The organism is Streptomyces sp. NBC_01255, from assembly GCF_036226445.1.
Classification (GTDB): domain Bacteria; phylum Actinomycetota; class Actinomycetes; order Streptomycetales; family Streptomycetaceae; genus Streptomyces.
Genome location: NZ_CP108474.1, coordinates 8,056,136 through 8,070,033 on the forward strand (window position 1 = coordinate 8,056,136; position 13,898 = coordinate 8,070,033).

The following is a 13,898-nucleotide window of genomic DNA, read 5'->3' on the forward strand; positions in this document are numbered from 1 at the left end:
TTCCTGGCGGCGCCCGGAGATTGTCCGTATGACACAGATACAGCCGCCGCAGGAGAACTCGCCTCCACTGCCCCGCACTTCGACCGAGTCCGCCAGGAAGCTCTCCGGAGGTCCCTCGACGGGGCGCCTGGTCGGGGTGGATCTGGCCCGCGCGCTGGCGGTGTTCGGCATGTACATCGTGCACATCGGCCCGCCGCTGTCGGCCACGGACGGCGTCGCCAGATGGGTCCGGTACCTTGCCGACGGCCACTCGTCGGTTCTGTTCGCCACCCTCGCCGGGTTCTCGCTGATGCTGATCGCCGGGCGCCGTGAGCCGAAGACCGGCCTGGCGGGCCGGCAGGCGAAGGCCCGGATCGCGATCCGCGCCGTGGTCCTGCTGGCGCTGGGCACCGTGCTGGCGATGGAGTACGGGGGAGTGATCATCCTCGGCTTCTACGGTGTCTACTTCCTCCTCGCCCTGCCCCTGCTGCGGCTGTCCGCCAAGGCACTGGCGATCACCGCGGCCGGGCTCGCGCTCGTCACACCCCAGCTGGCGTTCGTCCTGAACTCGCGGCTCAGCGAGTCCGTCCAGCAGACCATCGACGCCTACGACCCGCTCAAGAAGATCAGCGAGGTCGGCGTGCTCGACCTGCTGCTCACCGGCTTCTATCCGACGATCACGTGGATGTCGTTCGTGGTCGCCGGCATGGCGCTGGCCCGCCTCGACCTGTCGTCCGTCCCCGTCCAGCGTCGCCTGGCCGCGCTCGGTGCCGCTCTGACCGTCGGCGCGTACGGCCTGTCCCTGCTGCTGGCGGGCAAGGACGCGCTGCGCAGCATGGCGGAGGACGGGAAGTCGTCCGCCGGGTTCGAGAAGGCGTCGTCCTTCGGCAGCGGATCCTTCGAGGCCCCCCAGCGGGCGGCCTCGGAACTGCTGTCCGCCGGGCCGCACAGCGGCACCACCTTCGACATCATCGGCAGCGTCGGCGTCGCCATCCTCGTGGTCGTCGGTGCGACGGTGCTCATGGACCGCCTGCCGCGCCTGCGCAGCCTGGCGAAACCCGTCATCGCCGTGGGCACCATGTCCCTGACGGCCTACGTCGGTCACTTCCTTGCCCAGCCCATGCTCGGCATATCGGCCGGCGAAAGCAGCCAGACGTCCTGGATCCCCGTGCTCCTGTTCATCCTCGGAGCGATCGCGTTCGCCGCGGGCTGGTCCCGCTTCTTCCGCCGCGGACCGATGGAGGCGTTGCTCAACGCCGCCACCAAGACGGCGAAGCACATCCGATGAGGCCGGGCCGGGACGGTCGGCACGCATGGCCCGTCCCGGCTGCGCCGATCCACGTGACCCGCAAGGGCTGTTCCCGTCAGCCCTTGCGGGGGCGGTGCCCGGCGCGGGCGTGCCGGTCACGGCTCACGGCACAGCAGCGTAGCCCGGTGTCGGCGGCACGCCGCCGACTGGACCCCCGCTCGATCAGGCGTGGCACTCCTCGTGGTCTCTGCGTGCACCTCCGCCCCGCCGTGCGGCGGGGGCGGCCGGTGGGACACCCGCCCTACCCGCCGGGGCGCCCCGCCGGGGTCAGGAGCTGGGTCGCGGCCAGCTGTGTGTACAGCTCGTCCCTGTCCACCAGTTCCTCATGGGTGCCGATCGCACGGACCGTGCCGGCGTCCATGACGACGATGCGCTCGGCGTTCGTGACCGTCGACAGGCGGTGTGCCACCACCAGGACGGTGGTCTCGCGTGCCGTCTCGGCGATGACGTCCCGCAGCGCCAGCTCGTTGACGGCGTCGAGCTGCGAGGTCGCCTCGTCCAGGAGTAGCAGCCGGGGCCTGCGCAGCAGTGCGCGGGCGATCGCGACGCGCTGGCGTTCGCCGCCGGACAGCTTCGAGCCGCGGTGCCCGACCAGGGTGTCCAGGCCGTGCGGGAGACGGTCGACGAGCGTGTCGAGCCTGGTCCGGGCGAGGACGGCGCGGATGTCGTCGTCCGTCGCGCCGGGCGCGCTGAAGACCAGGTTCTCCCGCAGGGTGCCGGCCAGCACCGGCGCGTCCTGCTCGACGTACCCGATGGCGGACCGCAGCTCGGCCAGCGGCCACTGGCGTATGTCCTTGCCGTCTACCAGGATCCGGCCGCCGGTCGTCTCGTAGAACCGCTCGATGAGCGAGAAGACCGTCGACTTGCCCGCGCCCGAAGGCCCGACGAAGGCGGTCATCCCGGCGCCCGGCACCTCGAAGTCCACCTGCTGGTGGATGGGCGGCAGCCCCGGTCCGTAGCGGAAGGACACATCCTCGAAGCGGACCGACGCCGGACGCGCCTCGGTCCGCACCGGCTTGTACGTGGCCGGCCGCTCCGCCGCGAGGCGGTCCACCTCCTTGATCCGGGAGATCGCGGCCGCGCCCTCTTGGTACGCGGAGGCGGCCTCGACCAGCTTGTACACCGGCTCCATCAGGTAGAACAGGTACAGCAGGAAGGCGATGAGCGTGGAGACGGGGATGTCCCCGGACGCCACCCGTGCCCCGCCGACCGAGAGCACGGCGAGGAACGCCAGCTCGACGGCGAGGTTGTCCGCCGTTCCCAGCAGGGCCTCCCACTTCGCGCCGCGCACACCGTGGCGCCACGCCCGCCGGGCCGACGCCTCGATGCGAGCGGTCTCCCGCTGCTCGGCACCGGACGCCTTCACCGTGCGGAACGCGCCGAAGGCCCTCTCCAGGCCGGTGGACATCTCCCCGACCGCTGCCTGGGAACGCTCGGCGGCCTGCCCGATCTTCGGCATCACCAGGGCGGCGCCCGCGCCGACGGCCGCGACCACGACGAGGGTGACGCCGAGCAGGACGGCGTCCAGGAACGCCATCACCACGACCGCCGCGATCAGCGTGAGCGCCCCGGTCGCGGCGTTGACCACGGCCTGGGTGCTGACGGCCCGCAGGAGTGTGGTGTCGGAGGTGACCCGTGACATCAGATCGCCCGGCTGCATCCGGTCCACCGCCGTCAGCCGCAGGTGCAGCAGTCGGCCGATCAGGCTGCGGCGGGCGGCCAGGACCACCGACTCCGCCGTCCGCTCCAGGATATAGGCGCCGAACGCCTCGGCCACCGTGCTCAGCAGCACCAGCACGGTCAGCGCCAGCAGAATGGTGGTGAGCGTGCCACCGGACGAGAGCCGGTCGACCAGCGCCTTCGTGGCCAGCGGCTGCAGCAGCCCTCCGGCGGCCCCGACCAGCGCCAACAGCAGACCGAGTACGACGGTCCACCGGTGCGGTCGGACATACCCGTACAGCGCCTTGAGCGTCTCGCGGACGAGCAGGGACTCGGCACCCGTCGTCTCCGGGGCGGATGCGGTGTTCACAAGAATCCTCTCCTGGTGGTCTGCCGCTATGGCAGGGCGAACGCCCCGTAGCTGGCGTCACGACGGTCCGCCGCACCGGCCGGTGAACCGGTGTGAGATGGCCAGCTCGTGCTCGTGTGTACGGCGTGTCATGCCCCAGCCTGCAAGGCGGGACGTCTCTTCGACCATCCGAAGATCGTCGGGCGGACCCCCGCCGAGTGGCTGGAAGCGGAGATCCCCCACGGGGCGAGAGATCTGATGAACGGCGCCTCTATTGCCCCGCGAGTCGCCTGCTTCGCAGGGAGTCCGCACCGTCCGCATCCAGAGGTCCGCGGTGACTCCTCGAACGCCGTGGGGCCGGATCGACCCCTTGCACGCAGCGGCGGTGCGGTGCGTCGAGAAGGCGACGTTCAACGCCCTGGTCGCCAACGAGTCCATGACCGGCCGTCGGGGACACCGCACGCCGGCCCTCTACGGCCCGAGCCCGCGCGAGCTCGATGTCCTGGGGCTGATCACCCGCGGCTGCTCCAACCCCGAGACCGCGGCCCGGCTCGCGCTCAGCGCCCGCACCGTCACCACCCACATCGTGCACATCTTCGAGAGGCTCGGATGCGGCAAACTGCGGCGATCGCCCTGAGGGAGGGGGGTGGAGTTCGCCGGCGGATGACTGCCGCAGCGTGCGTCAGATCTTCTCCGGGTCACGCGGTGAGCGGCCAGCTGGACGGGTATCGGCCCGGTGGCGCGGGCGAGCTGCGGTTGGCGGGTCCGGATCTCCCCGGATTCCCCCAGTGTCTGAGGGGACCTCGATACCCCGGCTCCAGGGCCTCTTCGAAGGAGGACGAGGAGATCGCCCGCATCGATTCTCCTCGGAGACCGCGGCTACGATGCCGCCTACCGGGTTCCCCACATCATTGTCATATGAAGGCGACGAGCATCAGCACGCTCCTGCCGATGATGCTGCATCTTGCTGACCTCCGAGGCTCGCAAGCTGCTGACCTGCAGCGATGTTCGTTGATTGTGATGTGGTGGAACTTCGTCGGCCGCACTGGCGAGCAGATCCGCCAGGCCCGCGAGGACTGGATGAAGTGTAGATCGGCGGCTGCCACGTCCCCTCTCGGGACTGCACCGCCGCGCGCGCCCCCTCATCCGTCCGTGATCCCGGCGCATCGCCCGGCAAAGAACTGACGTATCGTCAATGAAGTCGGCATCTGGTCAGCATGAGTCCCTGGCCGTTCCGGGGCAGATACCTCAACAGGCCCTGCTGCGACCGAGATCCCGGGCAGAATGCGCCGTCTCGCCCCAGCGGAGCGATGTTCCTCACAAGCATCGAACGGGGGTGTCGGTGTAAGGTCGGGGCCGCCCTTGACCTGCAGGAAGCAGGCAGGGAGCCGTCTTCGAGGAGTCCACAGTGCTGCGCACTCTGTTCAAGTCCAAGATCTGACTATTTGGCGTCGCCGCAGGTCAGGGGCATCATGTGCCCCCCTCAAGTCAGCAAACGGTCAGCACGCGTCCCCGCCGTGTCCCGCTTGCTGACCTCCGACCCGCGGTGCGGCGCCTGAGCACGGTTCTTGGGCTGGAACGGATGGTCCGACACATGGCCCGACAGCTCGCCCGCGGCATGGGGTCCTGCTTCAAGGACTGCGGCTGCGCCAAGCCCACCCGCTGCCCCACCCGTACATGATCCGTTTCCGGGACGCGCTCGGCAGGCAGCGCGAGGAGTCCGGTTACGGCACGCAGGACGACGCGATCGAACGCCTCACACAGCTCTACGCGGAGAAGAAGACCACGGCGCCGTCCGTGGCGGCGGCCCGCCGGGAACTGGGCCAGCAGACGGTCGAGGAGTACGCGAAGCAGTGGCGGCCCCGGCAGCGCAAGATCACGGACTACTCCACCGGCGAGCACGTCGACAGCTCGATCAACGTACGCATTGTCCCCCGCCTCGGATCACGAAAGCTGAACTCGGTCACGCCGATGGTGATCGAGCGGTTCCTGGACGAGATGGAAAGCGACGGGGTCGGCCTAGGGAACCAGGTGAACATGTTCCGGGTTCTCAAGACCATCCTGCGGGACGCGTACGCCAAGGGGGCCATGGCGGACGACCCGGTGAAGGGAGTCCAGGAACCGGAATACGTGCGCGAGCAGGTGGCCATCCCGTCGCTCGCCTACGTGAAACAGGCGTTGGCTGTAGCCGACGAGGACCTTGCGCTGGAGATCGTCATGATGGCGGGGTGCGGCCTGCGTAATGGTGAGGCGCGGGCGGTGAACGTCAACAATGTCGTGGCACAGGATGTCTACCGGGTGCGGGAGCAGATCCACTCGAACACGCTGAAGCCGGCAAAGCTGAAGCACCGCAAGGTGGGGGAATTCCGAGAGGTGCCCCTGCCTCGGTCGGTGCGAGAGGCGATCGAACGGTACGAGGCCAAGCACGGCGCCACGAAGGACGGCTACCTCCTGCGTGGCCCGGGCGGCTACTTCACCGAAGGCATGGAGCGGCGCCGCGCGAAGCGGCTCTTCACGGACCTCCCGCCGGAGAAGGGCGTCGGGATGTACGGCTTCCGCCACTACTTCGCCTCGAACGCCCTCGGGAACGGCATCCCCATCACCGACGTCGCTGAATGGATGGGCCACAAGTCCATCGAGGAGACGTACCGGACCTACCGACACCTGATGCCGGGCAGCATCACCAAAGCCGCGCGGATCCTGGACGCCGGTCTCTGGGAAGCGGCCTGATTCCGCTGCCTCTGAGAACAACAGGTTCTTCGTCTGCTGGTGGTACACGCCGTGCGTGGGTGTCTGACCAGTGGAGATGGGCTCGATTCGGCCGGGCGGGGCGTGGTTGGTCCGTGTATGGCCCGGATCCTGGGTCGCAGAGTGGGCGGTGGGCGCCGCGCGTAGGACGCCACCGGGGCGGGTGCCGGCGGGCGGTCCTGGCGCGTCTGGACAGGATCCGACCAGCCCGCACCCGCCGCCGTGCGAACGGTGTGAGAGCAGGGCTCGGCTCTCCGGCGGTCTTGCACGCGCGGACAGTCCGTCCGGGGCTACGTTGTCCGGCTCGACCAAACGGAAACAGGGTCCGCCACGGCTAGTTCTGTGACCGCATAGGTTAGCCGGGTTGGTTGTCGTGGCGGTTGGATGTGCGGTGACGTCCGATCCGACCACTGGAGGCGCGGTGGCCGAGCCTGTCCGTGTGCGCAGACTGACCGACCAGGAGGGGCAGCGGCTGCAGCAGATCGTGCGCCGGGGCAGCACCAACTCGGTGCGCTATCGGCGCGCGATGATGCTGCTGGCCTCGGCCGGCGGGAATCGGGTGCCGGTGATCGCCCAGCTGGTGGCGGCCGACGAGGACACCGTGCGCGATGTGATCCACCGGTTCAACGAGATCGGCCTGGCCTGCCTGGACCCTCGGTGGGCGGGAGGCCGTCCCCGCCTGCTCAGCGATGACGACGAGGACTTCGTCGTCCAGACGGCCACCACCCGCCCCACCAAGCTCGGCCAGCCTTTCACTCGCTGGTCGCTTCGCAGACTCGTCGCCTACCTGCCCACAGTCCACGGCCGAGTGATCCGTATTGGCCGCGAGGCGTTACGCGGCCTGCTCGCCCGCCGTGGAGTCACCTTCCAGCGCACCAAGACATGGAAGGAATCCACCGACCCCGACCGCGAGGCGAAGCTGGACCGGATCGAGCACGTCCTGGACCGTTTCCCCGACCGGGTCTTCGCGTTCGACGAGTTCGGCCCACTCGGGATCCGGCCCACCGCAGGCTCGGGCTGGGCCGAACGGAAACACCCCGACCGGGTGCCGGCCACCTACCACCGCATCGCCAACTCCCACCACCCCAACCACACCGTGCAGACACGAGCCCTGCACGCCTATCTACGCTGGCGCAACGCCAACGCCCGCCACCGCGATGTCCTGGCCGCCGAACGCAAGGAACGCGCCCGCATCCGAAGCGAGAAGGGCATCCGTTGGGGCGGACGCCCCCTCAACACCGCAGCCTGACCAACCGCGAACTTACACAGCCACAGCGCATCATCGGTCTGCTCGTGGCCAAGCGCGGACGACCGAAGCGTTGTGAAGATGATCTCGGCTGGGCAGATCCGGAGCCCCGAACGGGGCCGGTTCAGGAGAAGGACGGCGCCAGAGGAGAATGGCTCAGGAGGCGGACGGCTCGATCTCCCCCGCGAAGACGATGACCTGGTCGATGAGGCTCCGCCGCAGATGGACGACGTCCGTTCCCGCCAGGCGGGGGCCTCCATCCGGCGTCGTGAAGACCCACTGGTACCGGGCCCACTCGTCCGGCATGTCCACCGCCGAACAGCGCACCATCGTGCCGGTCCCCGCGGGGTGGCGCCGGATGTCCAGCACGAACCGCTCGACCGCCTCGATCCCCTCACTGCGGCCCAACGGTCCCCAGAAGACCACGTCCGAGGTGAGGGCCTGGGAGAGCAACGCAGTCACATAGCTGTCGTCCGAGGCGTTGAACGCGGAGATGAACGTGTCGATCGCGGACCGCGCGGTCTCTTCCTGCATGCACCAGTAATACCAGTCTCCTCGCGGAACGCGCTCGTCCCGTGAGCCATCCTCCGACCACGGTGAACCATCCCGGTCACAGCACTAGCGTCCGGGAGTTCCCGTCTGCCCCGGAGACTCGCCATGCATGTATCCGCCGCTCCTCACCACGACGCATCCCGTCACCCGCCACGCTTAGGACGGATTCGGTGATGTGACCCGGACCGCCGAGGCGCTCAACGTCCACCCGAACACCCTCTGTACCGGGGCCGCAAGGCGGTCGCCCTGAGCGGGATCAGCCTCGACGACCCAGACCAGCGGCTCGTCGCGATGCTGCAGCTGCGCTTGGCCGAAAAACGGCGAGCCCATCGCGAAGGCCCCCTTCCCGGCCGGTATTCCGTTGCCCCAGCCCGGTGGACCGGTCGGTTGACAGCCGCTCGTGGTGAGGCACGGGTGGTCGTCGGAGGGCCGGAACCTGGTCCTCGCCCGGCGCCGTGTCCCTGTGCCGTCCGGGGTCGAGGTCGCGCACACCAGCAGTCGTGCGGCAGGCCGTCGGGCGCGAGGAGGGAGACCTCCTTTCTGCCCATGACGGGGCTGACAATGACGACGGCCGGCGCCGCGGGCGGTCGCACCGCCACAGCCCGGCGCCGGCCGGTTCGTTCAGGAGCTGGGTACGGAGTCCTTGAAGACGGTCCCGGACGTGCGGAAGCCGGCGACCTTCGCGGCCACCTGGGCCGGGGTGAGGACCTCGTCCTTCACGTGGAGCATGTAGTCGACCCGCTCCTCGTAGGCGCGGGTGGTCGTGGAGGTTTGTCCGGCGAGGTCGATCAGCCACTGGTTGAAGTGGATCGACATGGGCCGCTCGGGCAGATAGCGGGCGTCGTGCCGGGCGAACTCCTTGCCGTCGATGTAGTAGACGAGTGCCGTGTCGTCGATGGTCAGGACGAGGTCGTGCCAGCCGGCCTGGCTCGTGCGGGCCTCGGTGTGCTGGTTGACCGCCTCCCAGGGGTCGGGGCGGAAGGTCTCCCAGGAGGTCGTGTAGAGGACGTTTGCCGTCTCGCCCCAGCCGCCGTTGGGGAGGTACTCGAAGTCGTACTCGGCGTAGTCGTCCGCCATCGGTGCGGTGAGGTCGTTGATGGTGAAGAAGCTCTGGACCAGGTGGTCGCCGTCCGGGCCGCTGGTCGGGGTGTCCGCGAAGCGCACCCGGGCGGCGTAGGTGCCGTTCTTGAACTTCCTTGCGGCGGTGTGCACTTCGGTCTGCCGGGTCGATGCGCCGGTGCCGGCGGTCGACGTGCGCAGCGTCATGAAGGAGTTCGTGCCTTCTTTGGCGAAGGTCACGTTCTCGGGCGCCCAGGTCGCGTCGCCGACGCCGGGGCCGCCTCCGCCGGAGCGGATGGTCCAGCCGTGTGCGGTGATCGCAGGGTCGGTGTGGCCGGTGTAGTCGAAGTCGTCGAAGAGGACCCTCTGTTCGGCCGGGGGAGTGGTCGGGGCCGTGGGGGAGGGATCAGTGGGTGTCGGGGTCGGCGTCGGGGCTGACTCGTTGCCGCCCGGGGCGGTGCCCCAGACCTGGACTCCGTCGATGGTGGCGGTGACCTTGGTCCAGTTCCCGTACGTGGTCTGCGCGGGCCCGAACGAGTAGTCGTCGGACTGGTCGAGCGGCTGCCAGTCCGAGCGGTGGAAGCGCAGTTGTACGTCCCCGGTGTCGGCGCCCGGCGCCAGGGAGCCCGCCCCCGCCGTGAACCCGACCTCCAGGTACCGGTCCGCTGTGGCGGTGGGGGCGGTCGGCGTGCCGAACGTGCCCGTGAGGTGCGTACAGCCCTTGACGGCCCAGTCGCACGCGTAGGCGTACGAGGCGCCGGGGTCGGCCTTGAAGTAGTAGCGCAGCTTGACCTGGCTCAACGGGACGCTTGTCGTCCCGGTGTTGACCACGGTGACCCAGGGCGCCGCCTGGTCACTGCCCGTGCCGCCGTGCCGGTACTGGACGGCGATGCTCTCGTCCGCGGCGGCGGCCGGGAGAGCGGTCAGCGCGGTGGCGCCGAGACCGATCACGGTGGTGGCGGCGGCGAGCGCGGTGCGCATGCCCGGATTCCGGCGGCTGGTTCCGTTGCTCACGGGGTTCCTCTCGGGGAGGTGATGGGGGAGGGCAGCATGGTGCCGCGGGCGAAGTCCGATGCTTCAACACCCGTGTGGGGAAAGGCTGATCATGCGCCGAGGAGAAGTTGGCATAGACCAATGACGGCGTCAACCCCTGGTCCGTCGACCGGATGTGGAAGTCGTGGCCCTGGGGCGGCGATGCATGACGACGACGTGCCCGATCATCCGGCGGATCTTCGGGACCCCGATGGAGGCCCCGCGCATACCGATGTGTCCGGACGGCCGTTGACGGTGTGCGTCAGCTCCGCAGGGTGGTGCAGATGGTGGCGCGTGCTGCTCTGCCTTCGGGGATCGGCAGGAGGGGGTAGACGTGCAGCATCTCCGGTGCCTCGTGGAAGTCCAGCTCGACGCCCGCGGCCGTGGCGCGGGTGGCCAGTCGTCGGGCGTCGGCGTTGACGATGTCGCGGGTTCCGCTGAACAGCGTGATCGGGTTCAACCCGGTGAGGTCGGCGAGGAGAGGGCTGACGTGCGGGTGGTCGGCGGGGAGTGCGCCGCGGTAGAGGTCTCCGGCGTAGCGCGCGCCGGGGACGGCAAGCCAGGGGTCGCGGTCTTCGAGCAGTGCGATGCGCTGGTCGGTCAGGCTGATGTCCAGCCACGGGGAGATGAGGATGGTGCGGGCGGGCGCGGGCAGTCCTCGGTCCCGCAGGTGGACGGCGACGGCGAGGGCCATCCCGCCGCCGGCGGAGTCTCCGATGAGAGTGAGGGCTGTGGTGGCCGCGTCGTCGAGGAGCTCGGCGGCCAGGTCGGTGACGGCCGGCACCACCTCGGATGCCGTCGCCAGGGGAGCGAGGGGGTAGATCGGCACCGTGATCCGGGTGGCGGTCTCGGCGGCCACGTGGGCGATCAGCTTCCAGTGCTGGGGGGCTATCTCGTTGATGTACGCGCCGCCGTGCAGATAGATCGCCCGCCGTACGTGGTTGCGGGCGCCGCGCGGGGAGACCTCGTAGACCGGCCATCCGGCCACCCGGCGTACGGAGAGGTCGACCGAGCGCTCCAGTCCGGATGGTGGGGCGTACCCGGTCGGCCGCAGGGAACGGGCGAGGACCTGTTCCCGGACGGCCTCCGCCGAGCTGAACACCTTCTTGGCCCGCCGGAGCCGCACCACGGTCGGCATCGCTCTGCTGGTCAGGCTAGGCACGGTACGGCTCCGTTCCCACAGTCCGTGTTCTTCGGTGTCACGTCAGGTCGGTGTTCTTCGTTTCGGGCATCCGGTGCACCACGGCCAGGGCGAGGAGCAGCAGGACCACTGTGTAGCCGAGGAAGAGGTCGCCCTTGCCGGTGCTGGTCAGCCATGTCTGAAGATACGGGGCGCTGCCGCCGCAGGCGGCCACGGCGATGGCGTAGGGGAAGCCCACGCCCGTCGTGCGCAGCCGGGTCGGGAACATCTCCGCGAACACCGCGGGGGTGATCGCCGCGCCGGCGGACATGAAGAGCATGGCCGTGGTCATCGACACGGCCAGCTGCCAGGCCTGGTCCTGGATGAACCAGTTCAGGGGGAAGGCCAGGACGGCTCCGCCGATGTAGGAGCCGTACAGGATGGGCTTGCGTCCGACGCGGTCGGAGAGGGCGCCGAACAGGGGCAGCGTCACGAGGAAGACGAGGTTGGCGAGGACTCCCGCCCACAGCGCGGCCGAGGCGTCGATGCCCTTGAGGGAGATGGCCTGGGCGGGGGCGGAGACGGCCCAGGTGTAGTAGACGACCGTTCCGCCCAGGGTGAGGCCGATCACGCGCATGCACGCCGCCCGGTTCTCCCAGAAGCCGCGCCACACGGAGGTGTGCGGCTCGTGGTCCGGGGTGTCGGCCTGCTTCTCGAACGCGTCGGTCTCCTCAAGGCGGAGCCGCATGATCAGCGCGTACAGGCCGAGAAGTCCACCGATGATGAAGGGCACCCGCCAGCCCCAGGCGTGGAGCTGGTCCTCGCTGAGGAAGGAGGCGAGGACCGCTGCGAGCACGGTGGCGACCATGATGCCGCAGGTGCCGGAGATATAGATCAGGCTCGACCAGAGCCCTCGCCGCTCGCGGGGGGCCATCTCCGCCACGTACGTCTGGGCCGCGGGAAGCTCTCCGCCGTGGGCCAGGCCCTGGACGAGCCGCGCGAACACCAGTAGGGCCGAGGCGCCCACGCCGATCGTGGCGTACGTCGGCGCGAGGCCGATCAGCAGGCTTCCGGCGGCGGCCAGCGCGATGGAGCCGACCATCGCCGCGCGCCGCCCCTTGCGGTCACTGAGCCGGCCGAAGACGAGCCCGCCCAGGGGACGCATGAGGAAGCCCACGGCGAAGATCGCCAGGGTGCTCAGCAGGGCCGAGGTCGGATCGGCGGAGGGGAAGAACTGCGAGGCGAAGAACGGGGTGAAGATGGCGTAGACGTTCCAGTCGTACCACTCCAGGGCGTTGCCCACGCCGGTGCCGATGACAGTACGCAGCCGGGACGGGGCGGGGGCGCTCTTGGTCGTGGCGCTCGTGGCGCTCGTGGCGCTCGTGGCGCTCGTGGTCGAGGCGCCGGGTGTGACGGATCTGGTGGCCGGGGATGCGTGGTCGGGCACGGGCTTCTCCTGGGGTACGGGACGCGGCCTGGATGAGCTGCGTCCGGCGGGGCTGCGGGCGGGGATGTACTGCCGGCGGTGCGGCGGGCCTGTCTGAGGGGCGGTGCTGTGCTGCGTCCGGGGGCACGGGGCGCACGGTGACGCGGTACGTGGTGCTGGGGGTGGAGGGGTCAGCAGACGGGGGCGGCCTTCGCCCGTGCCAGGCGCCGCAGGGCGAGTGCGGCGTAGAGCGCGGCTCCGTCACCCAGTACGCGGTCGTCGAAGACGGCCAGCGGCGAGTGGTTGTACGGGGCTTGCTGGAGGTCCCGGTCCGGCGGGCAGGCGCCCAGGACCACGAACGCGCCGGGGACCTCGTCGAGCACCCGGGAGAAGTCCTCCGAGCCGGCGGCCGGGCGGGGCGCCCACGCGAAGCGTTCCTCTCCGTGCACCTCCGCCACCACGTCGGCGACGAACTCGGCCTCGGCCGGGTCGTTGACGGTGAGGGGGTACTGCTCGACGAAGTCCACCTCGACGTCGAGGCCGTGGGCGGCCGCGACACCCCGGCACAGCTGGACCGCGCCGTCCTTGATCCGGCCGTGCGACGAGGCGGAGAACGACCGCACGGTAGCTGTGAACCGGGCCTCGTCGGGGATGACGTTGGCGGCCGTGCCCGCGTGGAAGGCGCCCACGGTCAGCACCACGGGATCGAACGGGTCGAACCTGCGGCTGATGAAGGTCTGCAGCGCGGTGACCATCTCGCACGCCGCGGGTACGGGGTCGTTGGCCAGGTGCGGCATCGAGCCGTGGCCTCCCGCGCCGCGGACGGTCACGCGAAGACTGTCGGAGGAGGCGAGCACCGGGCCCCGGCGGGTGGCGAACATCCCGTTGGGGTGGCCCGCCGAGGTCACGTGCAGGGCGTAGGCGGCCACCGGCCGCTCACCGGAGGCGTCCAGGACCCCTTCGCCGAGCATGTGGCCGGCGCCGTCCTGGCCCTCCTCGCCGGGCTGGAACATGAAGACCACGTCGCCGGCGAGTTCGTCCCGGCGAGCGGAGAGGAGCTGTGCCGCGCCGGTGAGCATGGAGGTGTGCAGGTCGTGACCACAGGCGTGCATGACCCCCTCCGTGCGGGAGGCGTACGCGAGACCGGCGCGCTCGGCCACGGGCAGCGCGTCCATGTCGGCGCGCAGCAGCACCGTGGGACCGGGGCGGGAGCCCCGCAGGACCGCGGTGACGGAGGTCAGCTGGTTGCCTGTGGTGACCTCCAGTGGCAGCCCGTCCAGGGCGGCCAGGACTTTGTCCTGCGTACGCGGCAACTCCAGGCCGAGTTCCGGCTCGGCATGCAGCGCCCGCCGCAGGCGAACCAGATCACCTTGCACGCTCCGTGCGTCCTCGCACACCGACACCCTCGTCCCCTTTCAC

11 protein-coding genes are annotated in these 13,898 nt (G+C 70.0%); 5 read left to right on the forward strand and 6 right to left on the reverse strand.

Features of this window, described 5'->3' with window-relative positions:
* Positions 1 to 28 precede the first annotated feature (28 nt).
* Positions 29 to 1,267: a DUF418 domain-containing protein gene (locus OG357_RS36405; protein WP_329625165.1), complete on the forward strand. Its 1,239-nt coding sequence runs from the start codon at positions 29 to 31 to the stop codon at positions 1,265 to 1,267.
* 262 nt (positions 1,268 to 1,529) lie between these two features.
* Here the strand turns inward: OG357_RS36405 and OG357_RS36410 are convergent, their stop codons facing one another.
* The gene (locus OG357_RS36410; RefSeq protein ID WP_329625166.1) at positions 1,530 to 3,317 is read right to left on the reverse strand and encodes an ABC transporter ATP-binding protein; all 1,788 of its coding nucleotides are present in this window, start codon (positions 3,315 to 3,317) and stop codon (positions 1,530 to 1,532) included.
* Positions 3,318 to 3,630: 313 nt separating this feature from the next.
* Here OG357_RS36410 and OG357_RS36415 point away from each other — a divergent pair, with 313 nt between their 5' ends.
* The 4 genes from OG357_RS36415 to OG357_RS36430 all read left to right on the forward strand — a co-directional run bounded on the left by OG357_RS36415 (position 3,631) and on the right by OG357_RS36430 (position 7,293).
* Positions 3,631 to 3,933 carry a response regulator transcription factor gene (locus OG357_RS36415; protein ID WP_329625167.1) on the forward strand — a complete coding sequence of 101 codons (303 nt, stop codon included), beginning with the start codon at positions 3,631 to 3,633 and terminating at the stop codon, positions 3,931 to 3,933.
* 281 nt (positions 3,934 to 4,214) lie between these two features.
* Positions 4,215 to 4,481, forward strand: coding sequence for a hypothetical protein (locus OG357_RS36420; RefSeq protein ID WP_329625168.1), 267 nt, complete (start codon positions 4,215 to 4,217; stop codon positions 4,479 to 4,481).
* A gap of 492 nt (positions 4,482 to 4,973) precedes the next feature.
* On the forward strand, positions 4,974 to 6,026 hold the full coding sequence (locus tag OG357_RS36425) for a tyrosine-type recombinase/integrase (protein ID WP_329625169.1): 1,053 nt from the start codon (positions 4,974 to 4,976) through the stop codon (positions 6,024 to 6,026).
* 439 nt (positions 6,027 to 6,465) lie between these two features.
* Entirely contained in the window at positions 6,466 to 7,293 is an 828-nt protein-coding gene (locus tag OG357_RS36430) for a helix-turn-helix domain-containing protein (RefSeq protein WP_329625170.1), read from the forward strand.
* 153 nt (positions 7,294 to 7,446) lie between these two features.
* Here the strand turns inward: OG357_RS36430 and OG357_RS36435 are convergent, their stop codons facing one another.
* The 5 genes from OG357_RS36435 to OG357_RS36455 form a co-directional block, all read right to left on the reverse strand.
* Positions 7,447 to 7,824 carry a nuclear transport factor 2 family protein gene (locus OG357_RS36435; protein WP_024757633.1) on the reverse strand — a complete coding sequence of 126 codons (378 nt, stop codon included), beginning with the start codon at positions 7,822 to 7,824 and terminating at the stop codon, positions 7,447 to 7,449.
* Between the two features lie 639 nt (positions 7,825 to 8,463).
* Complete coding sequence (locus OG357_RS36440) at positions 8,464 to 9,882, reverse strand: cellulose binding domain-containing protein (protein ID WP_329625810.1); 1,419 nt, start codon at positions 9,880 to 9,882, stop codon at positions 8,464 to 8,466.
* A 313-nt stretch (positions 9,883 to 10,195) separates the two neighbouring features.
* Positions 10,196 to 11,095: an alpha/beta hydrolase fold domain-containing protein gene (locus OG357_RS36445; RefSeq protein WP_329625171.1), complete on the reverse strand. Its 900-nt coding sequence runs from the start codon at positions 11,093 to 11,095 to the stop codon at positions 10,196 to 10,198.
* Between the two features lie 37 nt (positions 11,096 to 11,132).
* Entirely contained in the window at positions 11,133 to 12,500 is a 1,368-nt protein-coding gene (locus OG357_RS36450) for an MFS transporter (protein WP_329625172.1), read from the reverse strand.
* A 170-nt stretch (positions 12,501 to 12,670) separates the two neighbouring features.
* Positions 12,671 to 13,882 carry a M20 metallopeptidase family protein gene (locus tag OG357_RS36455; RefSeq protein ID WP_329625173.1) on the reverse strand — a complete coding sequence of 404 codons (1,212 nt, stop codon included), beginning with the start codon at positions 13,880 to 13,882 and terminating at the stop codon, positions 12,671 to 12,673.
* Positions 13,883 to 13,898 lie beyond the last annotated feature (16 nt).

Coding starts and splice junctions, on each gene's coding strand:
- OG357_RS36420 (WP_329625168.1), top strand. CDS start 4,215: ATGAAGGCGACGAGCATCAGCACGCTCCTGCCGATGATGCTGCATCTT.
- OG357_RS36435 (WP_024757633.1), bottom strand. CDS start 7,824: ATGCAGGAAGAGACCGCGCGGTCCGCGATCGACACGTTCATCTCCGCG.
- OG357_RS36405 (WP_329625165.1), top strand. CDS start 29: ATGACACAGATACAGCCGCCGCAGGAGAACTCGCCTCCACTGCCCCGC.
- OG357_RS36440 (WP_329625810.1), bottom strand. CDS start 9,882: ATGCGCACCGCGCTCGCCGCCGCCACCACCGTGATCGGTCTCGGCGCC.
- OG357_RS36425 (WP_329625169.1), top strand. CDS start 4,974: ATGATCCGTTTCCGGGACGCGCTCGGCAGGCAGCGCGAGGAGTCCGGT.